18 protein-coding genes and 1 pseudogene are annotated in these 26,860 nt (G+C 63.9%); 9 read left to right on the top strand and 10 right to left on the bottom strand.

Annotated elements, in window-relative coordinates:
• Nucleotides 1–97 precede the first annotated feature (97 nt).
• Nucleotides 98–5,956, bottom strand: a complete 5,859-nt coding sequence (locus tag ACYVIP_RS01535; RefSeq protein WP_460391128.1) for an NACHT domain-containing protein — start codon at nt 5,954–5,956, stop codon at nt 98–100.
• A gap of 85 nt (nt 5,957–6,041) precedes the next feature.
• Between ACYVIP_RS01535 and ACYVIP_RS01530 the strand changes: the two are divergent.
• A pseudogene (locus tag ACYVIP_RS01530) lies at nt 6,042–6,344 on the top strand (transposase); the annotation flags it as partial.
• A gap of 121 nt (nt 6,345–6,465) precedes the next feature.
• On the opposite strand, the gene ACYVIP_RS01525 reads toward ACYVIP_RS01530, so the two are convergent.
• From ACYVIP_RS01525 to ACYVIP_RS01490, 8 genes are all read right to left on the bottom strand, one after another.
• The gene (locus ACYVIP_RS01525) at nt 6,466–7,167 is read right to left on the bottom strand and encodes a hypothetical protein (protein WP_460391126.1); all 702 of its coding nucleotides are present in this window, start codon (nt 7,165–7,167) and stop codon (nt 6,466–6,468) included.
• A 1,027-nt stretch (nt 7,168–8,194) separates the two neighbouring features.
• Nucleotides 8,195–8,707, bottom strand: coding sequence for a Mov34/MPN/PAD-1 family protein (locus ACYVIP_RS01520; RefSeq protein WP_460391124.1), 513 nt, complete (start codon nt 8,705–8,707; stop codon nt 8,195–8,197).
• Nucleotides 8,704–10,266 carry a HesA/MoeB/ThiF family protein gene (locus tag ACYVIP_RS01515; protein WP_460391122.1) on the bottom strand — a complete coding sequence of 521 codons (1,563 nt, stop codon included), beginning with the start codon at nt 10,264–10,266 and terminating at the stop codon, nt 8,704–8,706. The genes ACYVIP_RS01520 and ACYVIP_RS01515 overlap by 4 nt, the downstream gene beginning before the upstream one ends.
• On the bottom strand, nt 10,263–11,267 hold the full coding sequence (locus ACYVIP_RS01510; protein ID WP_460391120.1) for an SMODS domain-containing nucleotidyltransferase: 1,005 nt from the start codon (nt 11,265–11,267) through the stop codon (nt 10,263–10,265). Before ACYVIP_RS01510 ends, ACYVIP_RS01515 begins: the two co-directional genes overlap by 4 nt.
• A gap of 103 nt (nt 11,268–11,370) precedes the next feature.
• Nucleotides 11,371–12,372: an ImmA/IrrE family metallo-endopeptidase gene (locus ACYVIP_RS01505; RefSeq protein ID WP_460391118.1), complete on the bottom strand. Its 1,002-nt coding sequence runs from the start codon at nt 12,370–12,372 to the stop codon at nt 11,371–11,373.
• Nucleotides 12,373–12,419: 47 nt separating this feature from the next.
• Nucleotides 12,420–13,373: a hypothetical protein gene (locus ACYVIP_RS01500; RefSeq protein WP_460391116.1), complete on the bottom strand. Its 954-nt coding sequence runs from the start codon at nt 13,371–13,373 to the stop codon at nt 12,420–12,422.
• A gap of 69 nt (nt 13,374–13,442) precedes the next feature.
• Entirely contained in the window at nt 13,443–14,393 is a 951-nt protein-coding gene (locus ACYVIP_RS01495) for a hypothetical protein (RefSeq protein ID WP_460391114.1), read from the bottom strand.
• An 8-nt stretch (nt 14,394–14,401) separates the two neighbouring features.
• On the bottom strand, nt 14,402–15,967 hold the full coding sequence (locus ACYVIP_RS01490; protein ID WP_460391112.1) for an SAVED domain-containing protein: 1,566 nt from the start codon (nt 15,965–15,967) through the stop codon (nt 14,402–14,404).
• A gap of 585 nt (nt 15,968–16,552) precedes the next feature.
• Here ACYVIP_RS01490 and ACYVIP_RS01485 point away from each other — a divergent pair.
• From ACYVIP_RS01485 to ACYVIP_RS01470, 4 genes are all read left to right on the top strand, one after another.
• The gene (locus ACYVIP_RS01485) at nt 16,553–16,777 is read left to right on the top strand and encodes a hypothetical protein (RefSeq protein WP_460391110.1); all 225 of its coding nucleotides are present in this window, start codon (nt 16,553–16,555) and stop codon (nt 16,775–16,777) included.
• Nucleotides 16,778–16,877: 100 nt separating this feature from the next.
• Nucleotides 16,878–17,708, top strand: a complete 831-nt coding sequence (locus ACYVIP_RS01480; RefSeq protein WP_460391108.1) for a sugar phosphate nucleotidyltransferase — start codon at nt 16,878–16,880, stop codon at nt 17,706–17,708.
• A gap of 240 nt (nt 17,709–17,948) precedes the next feature.
• Nucleotides 17,949–18,185: a hypothetical protein gene (locus tag ACYVIP_RS01475; RefSeq protein WP_460391106.1), complete on the top strand. Its 237-nt coding sequence runs from the start codon at nt 17,949–17,951 to the stop codon at nt 18,183–18,185.
• Nucleotides 18,186–18,210: 25 nt separating this feature from the next.
• On the top strand, nt 18,211–18,423 hold the full coding sequence (locus ACYVIP_RS01470) for a GNAT family N-acetyltransferase (protein ID WP_460391104.1): 213 nt from the start codon (nt 18,211–18,213) through the stop codon (nt 18,421–18,423).
• 133 nt (nt 18,424–18,556) lie between these two features.
• Here the strand turns inward: ACYVIP_RS01470 and ACYVIP_RS01465 are convergent, their stop codons facing one another.
• A complete protein-coding gene (locus tag ACYVIP_RS01465; protein WP_460391102.1) occupies nt 18,557–21,790 on the bottom strand; it encodes an NACHT domain-containing protein in 3,234 nt (1,077 codons plus the stop codon).
• A 727-nt stretch (nt 21,791–22,517) separates the two neighbouring features.
• On the opposite strand from ACYVIP_RS01465, the gene ACYVIP_RS01460 reads away from it, so the two are divergent.
• From ACYVIP_RS01460 to ACYVIP_RS01445, 4 genes are all read left to right on the top strand, one after another.
• Nucleotides 22,518–24,242: an ATP-dependent nuclease gene (locus tag ACYVIP_RS01460; protein WP_460391100.1), complete on the top strand. Its 1,725-nt coding sequence runs from the start codon at nt 22,518–22,520 to the stop codon at nt 24,240–24,242.
• Nucleotides 24,239–25,981: an ATP-dependent helicase gene (locus ACYVIP_RS01455; protein ID WP_460391098.1), complete on the top strand. Its 1,743-nt coding sequence runs from the start codon at nt 24,239–24,241 to the stop codon at nt 25,979–25,981. The genes ACYVIP_RS01460 and ACYVIP_RS01455 overlap by 4 nt, the downstream gene beginning before the upstream one ends.
• Before the next feature lie 49 nt (nt 25,982–26,030).
• Entirely contained in the window at nt 26,031–26,156 is a 126-nt protein-coding gene (locus ACYVIP_RS01450; protein ID WP_460391096.1) for a hypothetical protein, read from the top strand.
• Between the two features lie 158 nt (nt 26,157–26,314).
• The coding region (locus ACYVIP_RS01445) for a helix-turn-helix transcriptional regulator (RefSeq protein WP_460391094.1) at nt 26,315–26,860 on the top strand (546 nt) is incomplete at its 3' end.

Below are 26,860 nucleotides of genomic sequence, written 5' to 3'. Positions count from 1 at the left end.
GGGCTCGGTGCGCAGGGCGGTGTTGGCTTCCTGATCCCCCTCGCGGTCGCCGTCCCGGTCGAGCTGCTGATCGCAGAGGTGCGCTTGAGGACGCTTGTCAGACGGTGAGGCGGTGGATCAGTTCGCGGGCCTCCGCGCGGCACAGTTCACTCCAGTTGGCCAGGTTTCTGGCGGCGTGGATCCGGAGGTGGGGGGCCACGGACTGTTCATGCGCGATGGTCCGGGCTACGACGGCCGCTGTCTCTAGTTGGTTTCGTTGGAGGGTGACCAGTGTCTCGGCATAGCGGAGCCGGGTCAGCGCGCCGATGCTCTGGTCTCTGCTCGTGGCTCTGAGCTCCGGCACCGCCGCTGTGGGGTCGATGTCAGCGATCGCGGCGAGGACGTGTAAGCGATGCGCGGGGTTGTCGGTAGACATGCCGCTCAGCATGGTCAGTATCTGACGTCGGCGGCTGGGGGTGACGTTGTTGAGCGCGCTGGCTGCCTTGGCTCTGGCCGTGGTGGGTAGCGTCGGATCGCTAACCATGGAGTACAGGGTGTTCACTGCCAGGTCGCGGCCAGGTATACCCAACCGGGCAAGGGATGCGGCGACGCGCCAGCGCAGGGCTGGTCGGATACTGCGATTCGTGGCGATCGAACCGAGCAGCGCGAGGCCTGCTGTTCGGTCTTCGGTCTTCCTGTCGAGCAACTTGGTTGCGGCGCGCCAGCGGGTTGCGGGGCTTTGCCGTTCGTCGTCACGTACGGCTCGGAGTCGGTCGAAATGCTGTAAGGCGAACAGCGCGTCGACCCTGTCGCGATCGGAGGTTCGCTCGGCCTGCGCGACCTGGTGAATGAAATCTGTGACAGCGGGTGGTGGATGCGCGGTCAGGTCCGTAACGAGGCTTGCGGCGCGGTAACGAACGCGGCGTGGCTGGGCGTCATTCATTACTTGCGTCGCCGCCCAGGTCAGAACATCCTGTCGGGCTTGGTGGCTCAGTTCTGCCAGCTTCCGCCGCGCATAGTTTGGGGCGCACCGTTGCTGGACGAGTTCACCCAGCAGGCGGGTGGCCTCGGGGATCAACTGCCAGGACAATTTTGCGAGTGCCGCCGCTGCGTCGACTCGCTCCCGTGGTCGCGACTCGAACGCTGCGAGCGCGTCCCGGACCTCGACTTCAGCCTCGGCCTCGAGCGGTAGGTCGTCCCAGAAGTCGCGCGCGGGAAGCCTGTCCGCGATAGGAACGGATCGGTCGCTCAGCAGGCGATGTTCGATCTCGGTGCGCAACTTTCGAGGGAGCCAGGTGAGTAGTTGACGTTGGCTCTGCGGACTGGTTCGGGGGTCGTGAGCGAGGGCCAGGGAGAAGGGGTCGAACGAGTCAATTAGCCGGCTGCTCAGACCTTGCAGATGCAGCAGGCTGGTATGTCGTTCGTCTGCGGACAAGTTCGGGTCCTCGGTGTTGTGGCGAAGGAATCCGGCTACTTGCTGTCGGTCGCGCGGTTCAATGCGGACCAATTCCCTTGCTGCTCTCGAGCGGGTTTCGATTCGCTCATTCTCGTCCTTGAACACCTGCCGGAGGCGAGTGGCTGCGAGGGTTCTGATGGTTGGATCAAGATCGACGAGGAACTGCCAGCATTCCAAACGCAGATCGGCTTCCAGTAGTTGGTCGTCTGCCAGGTGTTCTGAAGTCGCTCTAGCGAACGTTCTCGAGTTGGATTCGAGGAAGCTGAGCAGCGTGGTAGCGGAGCTGCGGCAATAAACCGGCGTATCGCTTTCGATTAATTGGCGGACGTTTGGTGCGAGGTCTGCTCCAAGGTGTGCGAGTTTGAACACGCTCCTTCGCCAATCATAAGGTCGCCACATTTCGCGAATGTCGAAAACCAGTTCGATGGCCTCGGTGAGGTGATCCGGGGCGGCCTCCGCCAGTACGCATGCGGCCTCTTGGCGCGTGCTCATTTCGGCTGACTCATCCCTCATTATGGTGGACAACGCGCCAATCACTTCTGGGTCGGGCGTGATACCAAGCCTGTCCAGGACTTTGATCGCTCGCCATCGTCTACTGGATGGTGAACGCGAGTCTCGTGCGACGCGGTGCATCGTCTCCGCGATTTCTGCCCGAATACCACGTCCCAAGTGGGTGAAGTTGCTAACCGCGAAGTGAAAGTCCGGATCGACGGCGGTCGCGGATTGGAGCAGTTCACACAATTTCGTCACCGCGTGCCGGTGATACTTGCGGCCCAGTCGAACGAGTCCCTCGATCGCCGAGACCCGGGACCGGAAGGAACGATTCTTGTCGCCCAAAAGGACGTTCAAGGCGTTGGCGGCCGACTTGATGTGTTCGGCATGTGACGATGACAGTGCGAACGATGCGTTGGATGGTATGTCGGCGTACAGGCCCTCCGATGTGATCAGGTTGAGCAGAGCATCGTGAGCATCGTGTTGGAATGTCGTTCCAAAGTGGAGCAACTCACTCCACGCCTTCGCGGCGACCTTGGGGTCGAATCGTCCGTCGGTCAGGCTTCGCAGGCGTTCGCTGGCCTCAACATGGAACTCGGGGCCGGCCGCCAAAAGATATTCTGCCGCACGGCAACGTTCCGTCGGATCTGCGCCATAAGAGGCCGCCATGTCACGCAATTCTTGCAAAGCACGTTGTCTGTCGGGTTCGCTGCCCAGGAGGAGGATGTGGCGGAGCAGGAGGGTGCGGCGCCAGTTGCTGGTTAGGGGGTCGTCGTAGACTTTCCACATATTTTCGGCAGCCTCGCCCCGGAACTCGGGGCCCAGGTCGGCGAGGTTCCGGGCGGCGGACACGATGTCGTTTCCGTCCGCATGCGGATCCGAGATCACGGAGCGCAGCTCTGTTATGGCCAGGTTGGTGAACTCTGGTCCGAGTTGACCGAGCCGGGACGCTACCTCGGCTCGCTCGAAAGTTCTGATGCCGGGTTCGGCGAACATCGAGATCAGTAGTTCACCAGCGGTGAGCCGATGTTGTGGACCGAGCTCACCGAGCACCTCGGCGGCGGATGCCCGATCGATAACGCTGAAGCGGTGATTGGAGATCAGTGTCGTCAACTCGGTAACGGCGTCCAGGAGATGTTGTGGCCCCAGCGAGGCCAGCCCCAACGCCGCGTCCCGCCGCCCAACCATGCTGTCCACCGGATCATGCAGGACAGCGAGGAAGACCTCGGCACAGCGTTCGTGGAACTCGACGCCGATCTCGACCAGCCCTGTGGACGCTTCGACGAGATCATCGGTTGGGGTGTCGAAGTCGGTGATCAGCAGGGACAACGCGTCCACCGCGTAGGTTCGTGCGCTGGGGCCGAACGCGGACAGCACGACGGCCGCGGTCCTGCAGTGCGTACCCGTGGCGAGCGGATCCCGCAGGATCGATCGAAGCCCCCGGTCGGCCGTCTCCCGTTCGCCAGCGCCGCTGTTCGCGAGAGCTTCGGCCGCGTCGACCCGGTAATCGACGGGCACAGAGGCATCGTCGATGATCGCCGTCAGCAGTGTGATCGCCTCTGCGGTGTGTTTGCCGCGCAGCCGGGTCGTGAGGGCCGCAGCGGTGTCGACCCTGGTCTGCCAGGGGGCGCGGCGGTCCCGCATCAGGCCGAGCAGCCAGGTGACGAGACCGGGATGGTGGGAGGCTCGACAGGCTTGACGCAGGATCTCACCGCCGGTGTGCTGGGTGGTCATGGCCCAGGCGTGCACCGTCTTCAGGAACGCATCCACCCCCGCCGCACCGGCGGGCAGATGACGTGCGAGCAGCCGTGCGGCGAGCAGGTGCTGGTCGGCGCTGCCGGCGTGCATCCAGCGGAGCATCGGGTCTGCCTCTGCCGCCCGCAGGTGGGCGTAGTGCAGCAAGACGGCTCTGGCGTGCCGGCCGGTTTCCTTCGGTCGCGCGCTGTGCAGCAGCATCGTGAAGGCGTCGTCGTCTGGGTCGAACCGGTCGGGCAGGGTGCGGGCGACCGCCGTGGCGGCGAGGTGTTCGGCAAAGCTGTGGTGCAGGAACGACAGGTCATCGCCGCGGATCACCAGCGGGCCGGTTGAGGCGAGGAAGGCTACCAGCTGGTCCTGCCAGCCGTTCGTGAGCTCAGCGGCCGGCACGTTGCGCGTGGTCCAGTCGCGGGCGGTGGCGACCAGTGGGCTGTCGGTCTCCAGCCGGGCGCGGCCAAGGTGCTCGAGCAGGTCCGTTCGCCGCTCGCCGAACGGGCCCGGTGCGCTGGTCCGGGTCGAGCCGAGGAAGGACAGGTAGGCGTCGTAGAGCTCGTACTGGTTGTCTGGGAGTGGGCGGCTTCCGTGCTGTTCGAAAACAATCGCGGCGATTGTCGCCAGGAGCGGGACTTTGACCAGTTCGTCGAGGTGTGCCTCGCGGATCTGGCTGAGGAAGCGGTCCGCCTCGCCGGGGCCGACCTCGGCGAACCAGTTCTCGGCGAAGCGACGCAGTGCCTCGTCGTCGAACGGCTGGAGTTCGTAGCGAGCCGCGCCGATGCGTTGCAGGGGAGCGAGCGCTGCGCCCTCGATCGGTCGGGTGGTGAGCACGACGCGGTAGGGCGAGTCCGGTGCGTTCGACGCCCATGCGGACAACACCGACACCAGGCGGTCTCGCTCGGTGCTGTCGGCGACCTCGTCGAGGCCGTCCACCAGCAACAGCCACGGGTAGCCGGTCACGGAGTCGCTCAGGGTGACCCCGTCGAGTGGGACTCGGAGCAGTGCGCCGTATTCCGAGCGCGCGCTCTCCGTCAGTGCCTGCGCGAAGGGTAGGTCCAGTCGGGTCGCCAGCATGCGGGCGGTCAACCGTAACGGCACGACGGTGTCGGTGATTGGTACGTCCGCGTCGTCGCGAGTGATCCACCGGTTGGCGATGTCCGCGGCCAGGCGCAGCGACAGTGTCGATTTACCCTGGCCGGGGCCACCTGTGATCATTAGGTGACGGTCCCCGTCCAACGCCTCCCGGACCGTGCGCGCGGGTGGTCGCACGGCAGTGCGGACGGTTGGCACGCTGGACACATCGACGATCCGGCCGTGGTTGTCAAGAATGGGGGTCGGCGCTGGTTGCTCGGCCTGCGGTTCTTCGGGTCCGCTGCCCAGATCCTGGCGCACATAGACGGTCGCCAGCGAGGGTCTGCGCGCGCCAGGCAGCCGATACGGGAGTTCCTGGGCGGCCCGCACCTGGGCATGCATCAGCGACCGTACGTCTGGCGGGAGGTCGGGCAGTTCACGCCAGGTCCCGGGGCGGTCGAGGGCGGCGATCATCTTGCTGACGAAGCGCTTGACCTGGCCGTAGACGAGTGAGCTGCGGTCTGCCGGTTTGCAGATGTCGATGTGGTTGGCGTCAACGGCGATGGGCGTGACTCCGGCCAGGCCCGGGTTGGCCGAGGTCTCGTCGACGACACGCAGGCCGTTGGTCGGGTGGGTCTCGTAGAAGACAAGGTTGCTGATCTTGGCTTCGTCGACCCAGTTCCGGTAACGGTCGGACAGGTGTCGAAGATACGGCTTGTTCCGTTCCAGGTCGTCGATCGCGGGAGTTCCCCGGAGGAGAGCGCCAAGCGCCGTGACGGCTTTAGCCAACCCGGAGCCGGTGTGTGGTGTGGCGAGGAAGACGACACCCCTGGCGGCGCCCGCGAACGAGGCGAATTCGGTGTGACCGTCGGCCGCATGCAGGAGGATCTCCTTGGCGAGCAACCCGCCCATGCTGTGGGTAACGAAACACAGCGGCCGCTCGCCGATGCCGTGGTTCTGCAACTGCGCCATGAGGTTGACCGCACGGTCCTGCATCGGCATCGACCGCCCACACCAGCCGCTCGACCAGGCGTCATACCCCACCGACCAGACCGCGACCCCCTCGACATCCTCAGCCAGCCATTCCGGCCAAAAAGACGCTGTTCCTTTCCCCGACCAGGTCTTACGCGCGTCCCCATCCAGCCCGTGAATGAACACCACGTCCAAGACAGCCCGCTTTGGGAGGTGAACGGCGAGGAGCTTCGTCACCCCTACACTCTCGCACTACGGCGCTGTTCGCAGGCGCACGGTGGGGGCGACATGCCTAGCGTCACCTACGGCGACTCGGTTGCCAGGCCAGCCGCTGTCGATGTCGCTGACCGGTGGCAACCGCAACGATGTGGCCGAACTCGAAGCGTTGATCGAGGCGATACCGCCGGTTCGAGGCCGCCGTGGTCGACCACGGCAGCGGCCCAACGAGCTCTACGGCGACCGCGCCTACGACCACGCCAAGTACCGGAAGAAGGCGCGGGCCAAAGGCATCCGACCGCGCATCGCACAACGAGGCCAACCTCATGGCTCCTGTCTGGGAAAGCATAGGTGGGTGGTCGAGCGCACCGTCGCCTGGTACCACGGCATGAAACGCCTACGCATCCGCTGACCAGGGGTCGGATCACCCGTTCCACCAACCCGTCGACCACCGTCCACCGACCGCACCCCACCACGGAAGCTCCTCAGTCGCCGCCAACGCCCAGATTCCGGAACCGTGTCATTGGATGTCAGCCCCTGTGGCCCTGAACAGGCCAAAGCGTGACGTCGAACGCGGCGCTCCGACCGCCCGTACCGCCCCATTCCAGCACCTCCAGCACTGCCCAGGCGTCCTCGCTTGTGCTGAGGCAGATCACGTCGTCGTCCTCCATGAAGTAGCCGGACACTCGCTGGCTCTGTGGGCGGGTGCTCTGCTCGCATGCCTCTGTGCTCATGTCCTGGTGGCTGATCAGTGCGACCTTCGAACGGCCGTAGAGGTTCGCGTCCTTACCGAAGAAGATCTCCTTGTTGATGTCGCCCTTGTAGAAGAACTCGGCGTCCGAGCCTCCGTCGAGGGTTGCGGTTCCAGTGTCGAGATCGACGTAGACCCCTGCGGACAGCCGGAGCGGGTAGGTCCTCGGATCGCCGTACTCAGGCTGGTCCGATGCTGTGACCGGCGCGGTGATTCCGGACCGAGGCGAGCCGCCCGGTGGTGGCGACGAACTTGCGCTGGCGGCAGGCGGGCCACCAGTTGTGGGAGCAGCCTCCGGGGTGTCAGACGACCACCAGGGAGCGGCAATGATCGCCGCGGACACGGACGCGATAGCGCCGATCACAGCGACCGTGATCGCCGTTCTCCGGGTGCTACGGTCCATTTGTTCCCCCGAAAGCTCCGTCAGTGATGTGATGCTCAAAGAGCACGTCGCGGCGGACCGCCCCACCGTTTCAGCCACGGTCGACAGTCTCTCCACCGCAGCACACGCGAATGTCGGCGCTGCCGCTCGCGGCGAGATATGAATGGCCGAGCCCAGTGCGCGGGTCAGCTGACGGCAGGAGCATCGAGCCGAAACTCGCTCGTCGGCTACGAGAGCACGTAGTTGTGGCAACTCGTCGCCGTCGCGTCGCCGTGTTCTAAAGCTGCCGTCGTCCTTGGGTGATCCCTACCCGGAGGTCATCAGTAGTGGTCGGCCAGTCAAGGGTGGTTTTGCTGGTGTAGTTCGCTGCTCTGAGCTGCGGTTACTCGCGGTTGAGTGCAGTTGGAGCACGGTTGGAAGAGTTCTACTGTGTCAACGTAGATCAACAAGTGTTTTGACCTGCAGAAACATGACTCCTACAGGTCAGCAACGTCGGTCCAGAGCGGTTCAGTGCGGTTCATTGTCGTTCAATGGCCTATTTGGCTCCCAGTTTGCTCCCATGGGCTGCTCCTGCGTACTCCGACCGCTTGGCTGAAGCGCTACGGCAGCGCCAGGTGGAAGTTTGGTACGACGGGATCGAGTTGAAGATCGGTGACAGTCTGGAATTGAGGCAACCAAAGGCCGCCATCTCGTCAAACTCTTAAACGACGCCTCCGTGAGGCACCAGAGTAAGTCAACACTTGCGTGAACAGGTATCCGAACTCGACGAAGAAATAGTTGGAGGTTTGCATGGAGTGGCGCTGACACAGAAAGACACCGACGCTTCGTCGGGCCAGTGGAGTTGGTTCGGGGCGGGACTCCATCGAGGGAGTACTTGTCGACGCCACGAGCACAAACAACACGACTGCACTGTGGTCGTATTGGGCAGCAAATACGAAGGGCGCTCCTCTTCCTGGTCGCGAATAATTTCAATATCCGCCGTCAGGATTCGGCGCAACAGAAAAATTGCGATCCCGCATTCTTTGGCTAGATCTCTGATGGGTATCTGGTCGCGATTGACCTTATCGACCAGATCTCGGCGCGCGACTTTGCGACTGGTCCCTCGGCCCTTGGCGAAGATCGTCGGCTAGTGTCTTACTGGGCGTGAAGTCAGGCCTCGGTTCGAAGAGTCTTTGTTCGGCCGACTGTGATTTGTAAGGTGCGATACCTGAACGTGTGGTTTACGTGGCTGTCCCGTGTGCGCTGCGCGTACTTCAAAATTGTCTGGCGGCGCGTGGACAAGCAGGATTAGAGGGTCGGTGAATTGTAGGGATGTTTGGGTTAACGTATGCAGATCCGTGCCGCTCGGCGGGCATGGCTTCGGGTGGCTGTGCCAGTCGCCGACGTAACCGAGCCAGGGGTGGGCAATCTTTGCGAGAGTCTGGTCAAGGATCTGTTGGGCGGTTTCCTGATGGCGGCTCCACGCGACGCTGGTTGCGTTGGGATCCACGATCTCGACGGCATCTTTGATGAACACTGTTCCTGCGTCCCACCAGCCAACTAGGAGGCCACCGGTTTCAAGGGGTAAAGCGGCCGTTGTGATGGCCTTGACTGTTGTGGCGACGTTGGCGGCGAAGACGACGATCAGTTCGTCGTTCATGCCGCGTCCTGCGAGCGAGATGTGGCCAGACCGAGGCGATCGTACGGGGGTTCATCTTGCGGGATACGGACGTCAACGAGTGTGCTCGGAAGTGACGGGACGTCCTCCAGTTCGTCGAGGACAACCCTGGTTGCCAGTTCAGCTGCGCAGACGACGGCTGACGGTGGTGTTGGTGAGACCGGTTGTCCGCATCCTGGCTCGCGAAGCATGGAGCGGCCGCTGTCCGTGTCGTGGACTGCAGGCAGGTGGGTCTCTCCTGATCGGAGTGGGTAGCGGTCGACGCGCGCCAGCGCGCCTTGGCGTTGTAAGCACACCGAGACAAGTGGCGTATCGGTTGCCGTCGACATCCATGTGAGGAGGCTGGTGGTTCGGTCGGACCCGGTCGCATCGACGACCACATCATGTTTTTGGAAGATCTGGTATGCCTGATCTGGTGTGCTGATTCGTCTTATGACAGGGCTGATCTGGGAGGCGTCCAGACCTCGGAGGGCGAGGCGCGATCGGACGGCGTGCACCTTGTGCATGCCGACGGTCAGGTCGTCGGTCAGGTGTCGGACGATGTTGCCAGGACGCATGCGTTCGAAGTCGATCACAGTGAGCTTGCGGATACCGGACCGGAACAGGAGGTCGGCGACGTAGGAGCCCACTGCGCCGACGCCGACGATCGCAACCGAGCGTTCTGCCAGGGCGAGGCCGGCTGGTCCTCCGCGCAGCATCCTGCTTGTTCTGCTGATGTCTGCTGCCTCCGCTGCGGCGACGTTCAGCCCGGTAGTGCCGGGCACGAGGCGGACAACGAGGGCGAGGACGGCTGAGTTTCCACCGCGCCGGTATTCGAGCAGCAGGAACTGGACGATGCCGAGCCGGATCTTGCGTTCGACGTCACGGCCGTGCTCGCCGAGTGCGGTGCGGAGATCCGCCCAGTTCCGGAACGGGCGGTCCACTTGGCCGAGATCGCCGATCCAGCACAGCTTGCGGTCCTTGCGGGCCGGTACCCGGCGACCGCGGCGACGCCTCTGAAGGCCTTGTTCTGTCGTGATCGTCACGATCGGTGTGGCTTTGCCGGTGACTCGCACGCAGGTTGCGCGGAGGGCCTTGAGGGTCTCGCCGTCGTAGAGGATCATGCGGGCGTCTTTGGACAGATACCGTTCCAGGTCGCATGTGTCGTCGTCGGGCCACCCTATGGCAGTTTCTTCCAGCCAGGTGCGCACACGCGTGATCAGTGCGTCGGCGTCGCGCCAGGGTGCTATGTCGAGTGTGTACTCGTCGTCCCAGAGGCAGAGGTTGCCGTGCTCGCGGCCCCCTGCCGGAGCGTCCAGGTGGAAGGTCAGTTCGGCATCCGTGCCGGGATCGAGCACTCGGACGGCCGGTGGCGCGAACGGGAAGGATTCGCCCGGTTCGACCTCAACCAGTGCGGTGGCCGGGCCAGCGGGCCCGTTCCACTCGATGCTGCCGCGTAGGGTGCGGCCGTCGTCGCTGAAGTGCCGGGCGCCGAGGGCAGCGCGCCATCGCGCGACCTCGGCCTCCAGCAAGGCATCTTCTGCTTCGTGCTCGTGGCTCATGCGTACCGACCGGTTCCAGCGGCTACAGTCGGGGAGCCCTTGGTGATGGAGCCGGCCGACTTCCAACTGCCGTTGGCGTTGCAGTAGGACGGCATGGGGAAGACGATTTCGTGCTCGGTTGTCGTGCCGAACAGTTGCTGCCAGGCGAGTGCGGCACGGCAGTCGTCGTCTTCGTCGAGTGCCTGCTGGGCGAGCGCGGCAGCCTCGCGCGTCCGGTCGAGTGCGGCGAGGAGTTGCTCATCGGTGGCCTTGGTGGTGATCTTCTTGTCCGGCATGGTGGGGTCGTCGAGACCGTGTTCCGCCGCCTTCGGGAGCACCTGGTCGGCGATGGTCGCGAGGATGGTGGTGAGGTACTCCGCGACGGTGTTCTCGGAGGGCTTGGTCTGCTGGAACGCCCAGTAGGTGAGGATTTCGAAGTACAGGCCCCCGGGCTGGTCGTCCACCCACACCCTGCGGATCTGGCGTATCAGCTTGACCGTCGGCACGTAGATGCCGTCGTCGTTGAGGAGGAAATCCTTGTTCGCTTCGATGGTAAGTTCACCCAGGCGGATGGGGTTGGTCTCCACCCACTGCGCACGCTTGGCGTGCTCGGGGCGGTTAGGGATCTCCCAGTGGTCGCCACACGGACGGGCAGGTACGGCGTCCACGGACAGCCCGTAGGTCGGGAAGTTGACCATGATCGATCGGAATTGCCGTTCGACGCGGTCGCTACCGAAGGCATCGGTGAGAACGGCGTACATCCTGTCCAGGACTTCCCCAGGGCGTAGGGCCGGTTTGGCATCCCGCAGTCTGGCAAAGACGTCGACGTCCTTGACCCTGCGGATGCTCACCTTCCGGGCGTAGGAGCCGATGAGGTATGGGGCGACCCCGAGGTTCTTGAACCAGGAGTCCGCTTTGAGGATCTTGGAGACCTCGGCGTGCGCGTCCTTCGCGTTGGTTACGTCGTTACCCGGCTCGATGTTCTTCCGGGCGTCGTCGAAGTATGTGGGAAGCGTTGCCACGTGGGTGCCTTTCGATGATGTGCGGTGTTGGGGCGGCTGCCTCTGTCACCACCTCCTGACGGCACATCTCGGAGATCGTCCACAGAGGTACTGTTGTTCCAGGTCAGGCGCAGTCCCGGCAGATCGGGCTGGTTCCGTCGAAGCACCGTGGTGGCAGTGTCAGGTGGCATTCAGCGCATTCCTGGTCCCGCTGTGCGCGTAGGGCGGTGCATCCACAGTGGCCGTGTCCACACCGCGGCTGATCACAGCGTTCACACGGGGATTCCGTGATCTTGAACGATTCGCCGCAGCCCGGGGCCTCGCAGGTCCACCAGGTGCCGTATCGGCCGCGCCTTGTGCCAGGCCTCGGAAGTGCTAGAGGCATCCACGGGACGTTGTCGGACGCCACCACAGCAATCAGGTAGTCATGGTCGTCGCACCATGCTGCTTGGCCGTACAGGTGTTCGCTGGCGTCACCGTTCCGGTAGGTAACAAACGTTTCGTCACGTTGAGCGCTGGTTCGTTGGCGCAGCGCGGCCTCGATCAGCGGCGTTTTCGACTGGTCGGAGCCACGGGCCGGGGGAACCAGACCACGCGGCGCGGCGAACAGGACCGTACCGGCGCTGTCGAGCAGTAGCACAGCACCAGCACCGTTCAGCATGTTCGCTGCTCGGACACAACACGCCTCTCGTGATGCTCGGGACGTGACGTACAGATCCACGACGTCGTTTGCGGTGGGTCCTGCCGTGCCGATCGCCTCGGCTACTAGGTCATCCGGCAGGAGCACGTGGGACGCGAACTCGTCGCACGCCGTCTCCTCCAAGCCTTCGGAATCCGGACCGGTGAAGAGCGTTTGCCCGAGTTCGACATTCGTGCGTTGCAGGTGGTGGCCAAATTCGTGCAAGGCGGTGAACCCACGTCTGCGATACGACCTCGCGGCCCCGACGACCAGGGTGGGTGGGTCGGTCTCGTCGTCGTACCGCCCAGCAATGGAACATCCAGAACCGGCCGAGGATTCGGCGGCCAGGATGAGCTGAATACCGGGCCACGTGCGAAGCACACTCAGCGGGTCGTTGCGCAGCCTTTCGACCGTGCCGGGGTCCTTGCGTTCAAGTACCTGGATCATCGCGGCTGCTTGCTCGCGTTTGGTCTGGTAGTGACGTCCTCTGACTGTCATCGCGGTTCACCCGTCTCGCCGTACAGGGCGCGTTGGAGCCGTGCGTCCCAGTCCGGCTGGCTGCCTCCGGTCTGGCGTGCCGCGAGCGCAAAAGCCTGCTGACACCCGTCAAGCCGTGCCTGGATTTCATCGGTACCGAGATGTTGGGCTCGCGCGATCCACACTTGCCGCCATCGCGGGTGTTCGGCTGTCTGCACCAAACCTCGCGGCATGTTGAGGGCAGCACCGAGAATCCGCTCTTGCGGGATCCCCGACACCTGGGCGACAACGGCAGCTTGGGCCGGGGTGAGCGCGGTGGTACCGCGGAGGAGTTTCATCACCGCTGGTTGGGAAAGCTCCAGAGCCGCACACAGTCTGGCCAGGTCGACATCGCCGAGCACCGCAGCGAGAGTCGTCGGCGGTGACCCGGGTGGCTCCGCCGGCAGGCCGGGCATCTGACCAAGTTGATCGACGTCATCTTCGAGGTCGGCCCGAATCATGCTGCGGTCGTCGAATTCCGAATCGATCGGCCGACCTCGGCGCATACCAACCGGAAGCCTCGCTCCGGGTTCCAGCGACGCAGGGTTCGTCAAGCACGTCGTGACGTCCGCGGACCAAGCCACGATAACGGTGTCGAGGACCCGTTGGGGAAAGAACCGCGTAAAGCCAGTCCACACGGTTACCGATGTCGGGAGTCCAGTGCAGTCTGATTCGAGTACGAAGCTGTTCTCGTCCTCAGCGGGTGGGTCGATCGTCACAGGCGCCGCACGCACCTCCCCGTCGCCCAGATCCACCAGAAGGAGCAACACCGCGACGTCGCCCCAGCCCGCTCGCCACAGTTGCCCGCGTTCAAGGTCGATCTCGCTCGGATCGCCGAAACGTTCACGTAGCGTGGACTCAGTGAGTGATCTCGTCACTGGGTTCCGGGCAGTGAGGTCGCGGAACCACTTCGGCACGTCCGGGTCACTCATGGTGCCCTCCGATCAGATCGGGCTGGTGGCCATTCACACCTGACGACACATCGAACGAATCGTCCGCCTTCATTCGCTCGGAGGGGTACACAGGTGGATCACCTCCAGAATCACCGCGTGCCTGTCGTCGCCGGTACCGGCCAGCTGAGTCAGCTTCTCTCTGAGACGCCTCATCTGCTGGTAGGCGCTGCTCGGCCGACAACCGAGCACTCTCTGTGCAGCCGCCACGTCATCCAGATGCGGCACGAGAGCTCTTTCCCGAGGTGAGAGCATGCTAGATACCTCGACCGCGCTACCTGCAGAGTCGATCTCGTCACACTCCGCGATCAACTCTTCTTCCGGTGTCCGAATGTCGGCGTGGAGCGCACTCTCTTCGGCATCCAACGGCACGACCGCCCAGTCCAGCGCCACCGGGAACCGAGCCAGGAACACATGTGTGAGCTGGGCGATTTCCACAGAACCACCAGCGGCGGAGAGCACGGCTCGTGCTACCGCGATCAGCGAATCTCGCGCAGCAATCGGCGCACGTCGCGTCGTGCTCGACCAGCGTCCGATTCGCACACCCCATACCGCGTGAGCGGCTCGGATCAGATCCCGAGGATCTCCCGACCACGGCTGGGACGACGTCTTCGCGACCCGCCATTGCCTCGCACCCGCCTGACCTGGTGGCACCTGTTCGAACTCGGCGCTCTCGCCGAGCACTCGCTCCAGCAGTTGCCTGACGCGGCCCGTTCCCGTCTGCCGGGCACAATCGATTAACCAGTTGCGGATCGACCGACGCAGAAGGCGGCCCATCGACTCGTCGTTCCGCGCGGTCGTGAGCAACGTCGTTGTCAACGCAGCGAATCGCTGCTCCAGAAAATCCTGAACAAGGTCCTCGACGTCGGCCGGCTGCCATCCGGCAGCCGGCTCGAGCGCGGGAAACCGGCGCATCTCCTCGGACATCAGTCCCTGCACAAGCCGCAAACACTCCGGACCCAAATGCCCGAGCCGCTGCAACTCAGCGAACGCGGTGATCATGCATCTCCTCAAGCGTCGATCGTGAAGGCCTTCTCGTACACGGCGCGGCCTTGCACGTCCTCGTACACCACGGTCGGGCGCAGTCGGTTCCAACGGTGCCCGAGTAGCAGAGCCAGCCCCATCGGGCCAGCCAAGAACAGGTGAATCCGCGTGTTTCGACGACACGCCATCCGTACGGCATCACGGCAACCTTGTGCGAACGCCGCTGCAGTCCCGGCATCGGGAATTGCGTTGTCACGGATTCCGGTGACAGGTGACACGGAGACTAGCCGGTCGACGGGCAGCCCGGCATCTCCGATGAAGGCGAGCACGTCCAAGACCGGATCTGCGGCGACCGAGATGGCCACCGCCAACTCATCCCCTTTTTCGATGCAATGCTCAGCGAGACTCGGTGTCATCAGGACATCAAAGTGCGCGTTCGATGACCATAACTCACCCCGCTGGTTGACCGCGATGTCCCGACCGGTGACCATTCGAAGGGCGCCACCAACCGCGAACGCTGTCGCCTGTCGAAGACTGCCCGTCACCAGCACCTCGGACCGGCCCGTGGGTAGATTGGCTGGTATCGCTTCGATGTCTACTTGGAACTCTACCCACGTAGACGGAGCGCGTGGGCGCCGCTTGAGATATGCCGAGTCACCTTCGAACCGGTCTACCCAGTCCAACGCATAATCGGCCCGCTCTGCCATGAGGTCGGGTTTGAGCGTCGCGATGGACAGCACTGCGCGAGGTTGACTGTCCATCAGATCTAGCTTGGCCACCGCGTCCTCGATGGCAGCACGATCAATGACGGTGTGGCCTTGGGCAAGCTGCCCGCGCATCCAGTTCCGCACAGTCCGATCAGCCTCACCATTGTCGCGGAGGCCAGCCGCCCGCACCATGTCATGGAACAGCTGTGGATCGTGCCCAATCTGCCGGTCGACCACCATCGCGACAGGGCGACGAAGGCTGACCTGGTCGAAATCGCCCGCCTCGTTCACCTCGATAGAGATCGTGACTCCGGATCCAGTATCTGACTGCATCCCGTCCTGTAAGACGGCGACGAGCGCCTCCCACGGACTTAATTCGTGGACCGGAAGGTCACGCAAACGAGGGATCTCTCGCGCAAGGTGGTCTGCAAGTCCGGAAATGTCGTGCCGTTGGCGTCTGGTCCGGATCTGGAAGTACTGAAGGTTGATCAGCTCGGCCAGCTCAGGCGGCAGTCGGTCTACTGACAAGGTCGCACCGTCGAACAGCACCGGTACCACCGGAACCTTGTGCCTCAGGGCCTCCAATATCTCGTTGCGGACCCAGTCGTCCGGATCATCGATCGACCGCTGTCCTACAACTCCCTCCAGCCACCGGTCTCCGATGATCGCTAGTAGAACCGCGCTGCTCCGCACTCTGGATAACAACACGGGCTGGAAGTCGCGACCGAGAGGAATTGACTCATAGTCCAAGAACACCACAGCAGCACCGAACCGCCGAGACAACTCAGTATGCACAAACGCGGCCGCGGTCCCCGCGTCCCTACCTCGATAGTTGACGAATATCAGAGTCTCCGTGTCAGCAGCTCGTCCAGCATCGACATCCATCAGTACCTCGTTCGACTCTTATGTTTCCCGGCGTTCAGTCCATCACGGCATACCTGCCATGTGGAGCGAGCCCCGGCCCCGGCCATCATCAATAGTGACACCGGACTACAACTGCACAAAAGTTGACGCCTCCGCCGGTCAGTGCCGACGAACACGGCTTCCGGAGAAGACATGCTTGTCGACCAGCGTTTGCTCCAATGTGCTATAAAAAATAAAGGCGGTGAATAGACATCGCGCTCGCAGCGGGTGACAATGAACTCTAAGGGGATAGCAAAGGTTCTACACCGTTCGACGACGTCACTATAAAACCTGTGGTTGGTCACGCTATGGTGAAGGTCTCGGGCATGTGCTCGAGAAAATTGGTAAGTGACAAAATTGTCGCAAGAAATTTCTCCTATTCTGTGGCCCGTCGGTCCTGACGGCCGAGTAAGAGTCATAGCCAACATCGTTCTGTCGCCGCAGATGTTACGGTCTGTAGCGACGCTCTTGATCTTCGCACCGGTCGCTCACTGATCCCCTTACAGCGACACCCAGGCCGGATACAAGGTCTTCGCCGCCTCACCCCTTCGTGCGGTCCTGCCGAGCGTGGCCGATACCCACCTGTCCTTCGACACCGAGATCCTCGCTCTGCTCCACCACGCCGGCCACACCATCACCGAGGTCGGAGTCGCCACCCTGCACCACTACACGGCCGGCCACATGGGCACACCACGGGACTACACCCGCATGCTCCATGCGGTCGAACGCCACGCCGCTCGCCATCTCAGCCCACACGAGAACACCCCGCCGCGATCCTCACCGCGCTCGTAACCACTATGCGCGACGCGAGCGCAACCGGGGCCCGCGTCCAGATCCGCCGTAGACTCGCGGGCCGGTGACAATGTGGACGGAAGGAGCCGGCGCGGTGGGCGTGAGCAAGGCCGTAATCGCGGTCGCGGGAGCGGGAAGCAGGTTCTTCCCGATCACCAAGACCATCAACAAATGCATGCTGCCCGTGCTCAACCAACCCGTCATCGACTACGCGGTCGCGGACTGCCTCGCCGCCGGCGTCAGCCAGATCGCCATCGTCACATCGCCAGGAGAGACCGGACGCCAGGTCCGGCACTACTTCACCGAAGACCCCGACCTGCGCGACCAGTTCACCGCACGCGGCTGGCACGACAAGTACGAGCCCCTCGCACACCTGCACACCCAGGCCGACTTCACCTTCATCGAACAACCACGCGACGACCGCTACGGCACCGCCCTACCCGCCATCCTCGCTGCGGACTTCATCGGCACCGACGACTTCCTCCTCCTGGCCGGCGACGACCTCCTCCTCCGCCACGACGGCGGCTCCGACCTCGCCGACCTGGTCACCACCCGAGACCACACCGGCACCCCCGCGGCCATCGCCGCCGCCACCGTGCCCGGCACCGACGCCCACCACTACGGCGTACTCACCCCCCGAACCACCACCGACACCCACCCACTACTCGCCGAAATCATCGAAAAACCCCACCACCACCCGCACCCCACCGCCTACATCAACATCAGCCGAACCCTGCTCCCCGCCGACAGCGTCATCTACTTCGACAAACTCCGACCCGCACCCAACGGCGAATACCAAGCCACCGACGCCATCAACGCCTACGCCCGCGACCACCCCGTCGCCATCCACCCCATCACCGGCGACTACCACGACTGCGGCAACACCACCGGCTGGCTCACCGCCAACAACGCCGCCCACAACACACCGTGATCGGACCTTCAGGAGACAAGAAGGACTCCGGAAGCCAGCGAACTGTTCAGGCAGCGCTCGACTCGGCGCGACCTCGAAGACGCCATCGACGTCGCATATGCCGGCACAGTCGGGGCGCGGAGTCGCCGACCCAACCTGGGACATCCTCATCGTCGGGCCCAACGTCTCCGAGCAACCGATCCCGTCGACGTCGCCGGTCACCTCGTCCAACCTCGTGTTCGACACAACGCCAGGAGCCCCATGAAGATCACCCCACTGGGCGTGGGTCTCATCCCGCAGATCCTGACCTTCATGGGCCTCGGCAAGCCCTACGTCACAGTCCGCACAGCGTCCGACTACTGGCTCTACGCCACCCTCTTCTCCTCGACCTGCCCCGTCGTCCTCAATAACGGCGAACTCGCAGGGGCGGTCATCGCGTTCCGCAGCCAGGATGACCCGAACGACATCTACATCCAGGACGTGATGACCCACCCCTGACCATCGTCGACGCGGTATCGCCCTGGTGCTGATTGGTCACCTCCGAGATCAGGCCGCGGCGTGGAAGTGTGCCCGGCTCTACCTGACCTCCGAACCTGAGAACACCGCCGCACAAGCCGCGTGGGAATCGATGGGCTTCGCCAACGTCGGCGGCGACCACCTCGTCAACGGAGTCCCGATAGTCACCGACTTCAAGGGACCCGGCAAACACCGCGCCGTGTACCAACTCCCAATCTGATGGGCCTGATCACGGTTCCTCAGGCGCTGCCCCAGGAGGCGGAGATAGACCCCCCAGAGCCGATCTTGAAACAGTCTCCTGGTGGGGTGCGTGCTGGGCAGTGGCGCCACCGCGTAGTTCCTCAGCGGTCGGGTCATCGGCGGACTTTGCTCCCCGGCCCGAGCAGCGTGTCGCCGTGGATGGCGACCCCCGGCAGAGTTGAGATCGTGACGTCTGTGATTCCGGCGAGCGGCGTCAGGTCGATTCCGGAGTCGTCAGCTCCGGTGATGGTGATGTGCCGGAGCGACGGGATCGCGTGCAGTTCGAAAAGGTCCGCCTGGTTGTAGCTCAGGTCGATGCTGGTCAGGCATTCGAGTGCACCGAGGGCATGCAGATTGCGGACACTGGATCCCTGGACGTCCAGGTAGGTCAGGTTGGAAAGCGTCGTGAGCGGTCGCAGGTTGAGATTGTGTAGGTCTCGAAGGCTTAGTGAGGCCAGACTCGCCGACCATCTGCTGAGTCCGGCCAGGTCATCATTGATCGGGCAGGCGTTGATGCCGATCGAGCTCGGCGCGCGGAGGAAGTGCAGATGGTCGAGGTTGGTGAGGTCGGTGAGGTGACCGATACCGAGCTCAGAGAGGTCGGTGAGCATGGACAGCTCGGTGAGTGCGTCCATGCTCATGAGGTAGTCGAGCCGGACGCGTTCGAGACGCGGGAGCCGGACCAACGCACCGACAGCTGAGACGGGACGTGCCCAGATGCGTATCGTCCGGAGAGAGTGCGCCGACTGGAGTGGAGCGAGTGACAGCGGCTGGTCGTTGAGACCCGTGCTGTAGAAGGCGAGTGTGTGGAGGTTGGCATCGGCTACGGGATGGAGGTCTGTGATGGAGCGGTCCTGTGTGTGCAGGTCCGTCAGTTGCGGTGTCGTCGTGAGGAACTCGAGTCCGTGGTCGCTGGTCTCGTAGCCGCAATAGAGGTACCGCAGCGTGCGAAGGTGTCCGAGCGCGGTGGTCAGCTCCGGGTTGTCGATGTCCAGCTTGCCACCCGGCAACTGGATATCGCTCAGCACATGTTGCGCGTAGTCGTGCGGATCGAAGCGCGGCCAACCTCGCATGAGTTCGCGGAAGACCTGCCGCCTCGGGGTATGGCCGAACTTCGCGATCAGCGGCAGACCGGCGGGGTCGCCGATGTCGGTGAGCGCCCTGATCGTCGCGGCGGTCTCCTTGACTGTGACCGGGGTAACCTCCCTGAGGAGGTCGAGGGCGAGGTGCCCCGCCCGAACGAGCGAACGTGCGGCTGCCATCGTTCGTGGCGGCAGCACGGTCGTCGCGGCACGTTTGATCTGTTCGGCGAGCTCGGGCGGCACCTCCGGCGAGATCTCCAGACCGGCCAGCGCGAGCAACCGCAGCAAGTGTGCGTTCTGGTCGGGTTCGATGGCATCCTGGCTGCGGGCCAGAATGCCGGTGAGCAGTTCGACACGCCGGGCGGTCGGTGCCTGGCCCGCCGCCATCACCACGACGTCGGTCCACAGGTCGCGATGTGCATTGGCGATCAGTACGCCGATGTCGTCGGAAGCGACAGCTTCCGCAGCGGCCAGATATTCCTGGAAAGAGCGGTGGACGAAGTCGGTCTGCCCAGTAACGGGCTCTCGGATGAGGCCGCTGCGCTCCAGCAGATCCTGGTATACCTTCTCGGCGGTCGTCGTGATCTGGGGCATGGCAAAAAGCTTCGCGCGGATCCGCTCTCGGACCCGGTTCGTCGGCGCGGTGGTCCAGTCGTTGCGCATCAGCCAGTAGGCGATCTCCTGCAGGATCAACATGCTGCTCGTGCGGCTCAGCCGGGTTCGCGTCGGTATGCCGCGTTCGCTGTCGCGCCGCTCGAGCAACATGTGCAACGCAACCTCGTACAGCTCCAGCCGGCTGTCGGGCAACTCGCCCCGTCTGTCGTGCTGCAACGCGCACAGCAACGCGCATAGGAGCGGATAGCCTGCCAGTGCCCGGAGATGGCTGCTGGCTCGCAGCGCGCTTAGGAGGCTGCGCTGATGTTGGTTGAGGACCGCGTGCTCGTCGGTGCTCAGACATAGCTCCCGCATCGCGTCGTGCCATCGCGTGATGAACAGGTCGACCTCGCCGAACGACATCGGTTCCAACTCCGCGACGACGAAGTCGTCCTGGTCGAGCCAGTCGGTCGGAGCGGCCGCAGGACGCGAGGTGACGACGAACCGTGCAGCGGGAAAGGTCGCTGTCAGGTCGGACAGCCATTGTCGAACGTCGTCGCGGCGCGATTCCGGGAGCTCGTCGACCCCATCCACCAACACGACTGCCCGACCATCTCGAAGCTGCCGGTGTACCCACCCGGGTGGCATCTCCGCCGCGATATGGCGTCCCGCCTCGGAGAGGAAATGTTCCGGCGCGGGCAGCCGGCCGTCTGAATGGCGACGCAGGGAGACAAAGAAGGGGATAGTGTCGTTCCAGTCGCGGAGCGTATCGGAAAAACTGCGGCGTGCGCTGTGGACAGCGATCCACTGCAGGAGGGTCGTCTTGCCGAGCCCTGCCTGCCCCCGGACGAGCAGGCGCCGGGTGGACGCCAGCACCGAGTTGACTCGCGCGTTCGTCCGCCTCGAACCAGGGCCGGGTTCGAAAGATCCGTCCGGGCGGCGCAGGGAGAAGTCACCGGAAACCGTGAGGTTCAGGTAGGCGATCGACAGCGGGTAGCGGCGGCTGCGCTCGGACAGCGTCGCGCCGAACACCCCGATCGAGTCCAGGCGGTTGGCGACCAGTTGCCGGTAGTCGTGGTCGAAGTCCTCCCCGCTCCGTCGCTGCGGCAGCCGCTCCAGCACCGTGCGCACGTCCTCGATCACCTGCCGCTCGCGACGCAGCAGTTCGGCCATACCGGTCACGTTGGACCGCGGGAGTGCGCGCACGAGCTCGATCAGGTAAGCGCACGACTCGCGTAGCACCAGGTCGTAGAGGGCGGTGGCGTCGGCCGACAACCCGGCCCGCCTGCCGCGGTCCCGGTCCTGTCCACGCACGTACCGGTTAAGGAAACCGGCATCCAGATCCAGGGCGTAGATGTCCGCGTCGGTGAGTGCGACCACGTCGAGCGTGTCCCTCACCGCGTCGATCGCGGCGAGCCGCTCATACTCTGGCAGATTGCGGAACTCGCTGCTCGCCAGCGGCTCCACGCGGTCGGCGACAAGCTCCGCCATCTGTTCCCACACACGGCGGAACTGGCGTCGATGGCGTGTGTTGGTGAACCGCTCCGTGACCACGTCGATGACGTTCGAGCCGACCGTTCCGGCGACGGTGTCCTTGCCAAGCCACATGTCGCAAGCGAGTTTCGTCAACGCCGTGCCGAGCGCGATGGCCGCCGTCTCGATACCGGACATGACACCCCCTTGACCAAGTCTAGGACGGACACCATTCTGCTGGCCGACCGAATGCCTGTGGAAGTCTGCCGGTGGCCCTCTGCCTCGACGCCACAGAGGCTTTGGTGAGCAACCGCTAGCCGATCCGGCGAAACGCCTGATGACCTATCTTTCGCCCCGTCCTCCAGCGGGTTGAGACTGAGCTTCGTGGTCGATGAAGATCGTTTGTCGGCCGCGCTTCCAAAGCGCTCCTCGAAAAGTGAACCAGGCCCGTCCGGCTGCTCGGCCTGCATCCAGGCGGTCCGATCGCCATTGGGGAGGTGACCGTGACCGGACCTGTCCCGGAAGGCGGATTTGGCCCACCTCGACCAGTTGGTGGGCCAGGCATATCGGAAGTCGACCGATCTGGCAATATCCGGGCTCCATCCGCTGGAGTACGTAAGGAGCCGAGGCGCAACCGCTGACGGTCGACAGGGCATGCTGTCACGGAGCTCGAAAGTGGACAGAAGATTGACAATAATGTTCTGAGTTGCTCGGTCCAGCGTCCACTTTGGTGTGCGGGTGAACATGGCAGATTCATGCGTGATGCCGAGATTAACGACATCGCTGCAGGTAGAGATCACATCGAAGCCTCCGAGGGTGACAGAACGCAACTCTGCTGACATCTCCCATGTCGATTTGACGTCACCGCCACTCGATCGAGTATCTTTCGCGTTCAACTTTCAAGCCGTTGGAGCGTCTAAAGGTCATGCGTATCGCCCGCTTTGTGGTCAAGAATTTTCGAAATCTGGCGGATATCGAGTTGGAGTTGTTCCCAGGCACGGTGATCGTGGGAGAGAACCGGGCGGGCAAAAGTAACCTGGTTCACGCGTTGCGTCTGATCCTCGACGGCCGCCTGTCCTACGCGGACCGTCAGCTGGGTTCTGAGGACTTCTGGGATGGGCTGTCCACCGGCGAGCCCGACTGGGACCCTATGTCCAAGGAGCATGTGATCGAGACGTCGATCGAGGTGGTGGACTTCTTCGACGACCACGGGCTCATCGCCGCTCTCGCCCACGCCAACGCGCTCATCTCGGAGGACCGGGCCCGGCTCACTTACCGATTCGCGCCCGTCGACAGCGGGAACACGGGGGGCAAGTCGCGCTACAAGGGTGCTGTGTTCGGTGGAGAGAATGTCGAGCAACCAATCAGGGTCGACACGCTGGCCAGCCTGCACCTGGTCTTCCTGCACGCGCTACGTGACGTCGAGGCCGACATTCGCAACTGGCGGCGCTCGCCGCTGCGGGAACTGCTCATCGCCGCGGCTGCCGCTGCGGCCGACGGCGATGGCCTGCGCGACGTGAAGGCCGCGGTGAAGATAGTGAACGACAAGCTCAACGACCTGGATGCAATCAAGGAACTCGGCGGCAGTATCGGCAGTCGCCTGGTCGAGATGGTCGGGGATGCTCAGGGCGTTGAGACAAGGCTCGCGGCGGCACCTGATGAGCCGGCGAAGCTGATCCGTGCGATGAAGCTGTTCGTGGACGGTGACGCCAATCGGCCACTGAGCAGTGCCAGCCTCGGCACACTCAACGTGCTTTACCTCGCATTGCAGGAGCTGGGCCTGGATGCCCGGATGGTCAACGATCCGGACATCGCGCACGTGGTGATGGCCATCGAGGAGCCGGAGGCGCACTTGCACCCGCATCTGCAGCGGCTGGTGTTCCGGCGGTTGCTGTCGGATCGTGACGGTACGCACACCACCTTGGTGACGACTCAGTCTCCGCACATCGCCAGCGTCACCGACCCGCGCTGCTTGGTGGTGCTGCGCAACGTGGACGGTGAGACGGTGGCTTCGCGGGCCCGCGAAGCGGACCTGACCACGGTCGAGTGGGATGACATCGCGCGCTACCTCGACGCGACGCGCGCCGAGCTGGTATTCGCGCGGAAGGTGTTGCTCGTCGAAGGCTTCGCGGAGCAAGTGCTGATGCCCAAGCTCGCGCGTGCACTGGGAATCGATCTGGACAAGGAGGGGATCACGGTGTGTGCGGTCCATGGCACTCACTTCTCGTCATACGCGCGCTTTTGTGCCGCGCTGGGACTGCCGTGGGCGGTGATCACCGATGGTGACATCGACGCCAAGGGCACCTCGGCCGGCGTCGCACGAGCCGCCGATCTCCTGGCTGTTCTGAGCCTGTCAGGCACGCCGAGTGAACATGGCATCTTCGTCGGTGACACCACCTTCGAGTACGACCTCATCTCCACCAAGCCAGAGAATCTGGAACCGTCTTTTGCCGCGTTGACGGAACTGTGCACGGACCAGTCGGTGGCCAAGATCGAGTCGTGGGGTGGTGCAGATCCCGGCCACGACGAGTTCATGAAGATGGTGAAGAACGCGGGTGGCAAGGGCCGATATGCCCAGCGACTCTCCCTGAACGATGTCGTTCCGGCGCGTCACGTCGAGGACGCCCTCCAGTACCTGGTGTCTCGTTGAGCAAGCTTTCGGCATCGATCGACGACCTCAAGAACAATGATCGCCAGTGGGAGGCGTTCACGACCGAGGGCCACTGCGTCGTGCTCGCCCCGCCCGGCAGCGGGAAGACGAAGCTGCTCACCACACGGATGGCCTACGATCTCGCGAACAAGATCAGGAGACCGCAGGGTGCCGCGTGTATCACCCTGACCAACGCCGCCGCCGACGAGCTGCGGCGGCGGGTCGACGAACTCGGTGTCGAGGACCGGCCGAACCTGGCCATCGGCACGGTGCACAGCTTCTTGTTGCGCAAGGTCGTGGAACCATTTGCGCACGTGGTCGGCCGCCCGGAGCTTGCCTCGATCACGATCGCGAGCAAGGAGGAGAGCGACAAATTGCTGCGGGAGGCGGTCATGGAAGCCCTCCTGCACGGCGACAGCCGGTTGGTGCCATCCACGATCGGCAGGCTCCGGCAGCGCATGGCCTCCGACGAGGACTGGGCGAAGTCCGGCAATGGCGTGATTAGGGCGGCGCGGCTGTACGAGGTGAAACTGGCCGAGCGCGGGTTGCATGACTTCAGTGGCCTGGTCGCCACCGCAGTGGACCTTGTCGAGAATCACCATGTCGTGCGACAGACCCTGACCGCCCAGTTCCCGCACCTCTACGTCGACGAATACCAAGACCTCGCACCCGGCCTGGACCGGGTGGTGAAGGCGTTGTGCTTCGACCACTACACAAATTCGGAACTGTTCGCGGTTGGGGACCCGGACCAGGCACTGTTCGCGTTCACCGGCACGCGGCCCGAACTGCTAAACGAACTCGCCGCGCGGCACGACGTCAGGACCGTCGAGCTCACCCGCAACTACCGGTGCGCTGCGGAGATCATCAAGGTCGCGAACCGGATGAGGGGCGATCGTCCGCCGATTGTCGGTGACCGTCCAGGCGGTGAGGTGTCGGCCGTCTACTGCTCGGGTGGCCCTCGCAATCAGTACGCACAGGTAATCGCCGCAGCGCGGAAGGCTCACGCATCCGGGGTGGATTTGCACGAGATCGCGGTCCTGTGCCCGACCCGGCAGATCTGTGTGGAGGTGACCACGGCGCTGCGGGCAGCCGGGATCCCGGTGTATTTCCGCGACGTGAACGAGTACCGCGTGACCTCGGTGACGCTGTTCGCTGAGGCCGCGGCGGCGTGGGCTGCGGCAGGACGTGAGCAGAGCGGCTATCGGCTCGGGGATCTACTGAAGCGATGGCGGTACCTGCTGGGGCCATTGTGGACATATCAGCGCGACCACGACCTGGTCGCGATGCTGATCGGGTGGGCTGACCGACGTGATGAACCGGCTATCACCTTCCTCGACGAACTCGACACGGTCGGCCTTGGCGAGGCGTTGCGCCAGGTCGCGTTGGCTGCGGACGCACCCGAGGCAAAACGGATGGCGGTGGTGATGCGACTGTTGTCCCTGGGCGAGCTGGCAACCCGCGCCCTGCCGCGTGACCGAGTGGAGGTGACCACCACGACGTCAAGCAAGGGCCTCGAGTTCGATGCCGTGTTCATCGTCGGCGCGGACGAGGAACTGATGCCGAGCTACCAGTCGAAGACACCTGAAGACCTTGCTGAAGATCGACGCCGGTTCTACGTCTCAATCACCCGCGCTCGCAAGGAACTCCGAATCTTCTACTCGGGCTTCGTCGTGACCAAGTACAACCGCAAGAAAAACGCAGGAGTGAGCCGGTTCCTGAAGGAAATCGGGCTCGCCTGATCCAGGCAGCGGTATAACGAACCAGGTGCACCAACCGGTGAGGAGCGCGATGACGCTGCGACGTGGCCGTAGAGGCGACCTGGGGTTCGAAGTCCTGCCGTTGATTGAGCTGGCGCTGCCGGAGCCTGACGGGCAAACGCTGTTGCGTGATCGACACGACGGGCAGGTGAAGTAGTCCGAAGGGGTGTCCTGCGGAGACACCTTCGACCGGCCTGCGCATTGACCGTGCGGGCATTGAGCGGCCATGGGGCAGTGTTGGGGCCGGCGCAGGGGCATACGCTGCGGAAACGGGCGGGTACTGTGCGCGGTGGCGATCAGGAGGAGGGATGCGCGATGGGGGTACGAGTGCTGACCCCTCTGGCCGCTGCTCGCGAGGTCGCCGGTTACACCCAGGAATCCCTGGCCGTGGCGTTGAAGGTCGAGCGCACCACCATCGGTCGGTGGGAGCGTGGCGTTCAGTCGCCACAGCCCTGGCAGCGGCGCGGTCTCGCCAACGTCTTGCAGATTTCCCTCGAGGAACTGGACGACTTGCTGCGCCGTACCGTCCGACACCCCGACACGGCCGTCGGCCCTTCCGTGTCTGCAGCCCGAGCACTGGCCAACGTTGAACTCGTCCCGTCCGCATCCATTTCGGCGAACGCCCGCGAACACCCACCAGCGGCTGAGGTTGACGTCATTCACGCCGCCATCCCACGTCTTCGCCGTGCTCTGGATCGATTGGATCTACCCGACGACGGACCTACCAGAACTCCGGCCAACCTGCAGGGCGACATCATCCGCGCCAGCGACGACCGGTTGCAGTCCCGTTACGGCCGCTTGGCTCGTCGCCTTCCTGACCTGATCGCCGAACTGGCCCGCGCCGGCCAGTTCGGCGACACC

The organism is Actinophytocola sediminis (assembly GCF_054779715.1).
The sequence above is the reverse complement of the archived record's forward strand: the minus strand, read 5'-3'. Positions and strand labels throughout refer to the sequence as shown.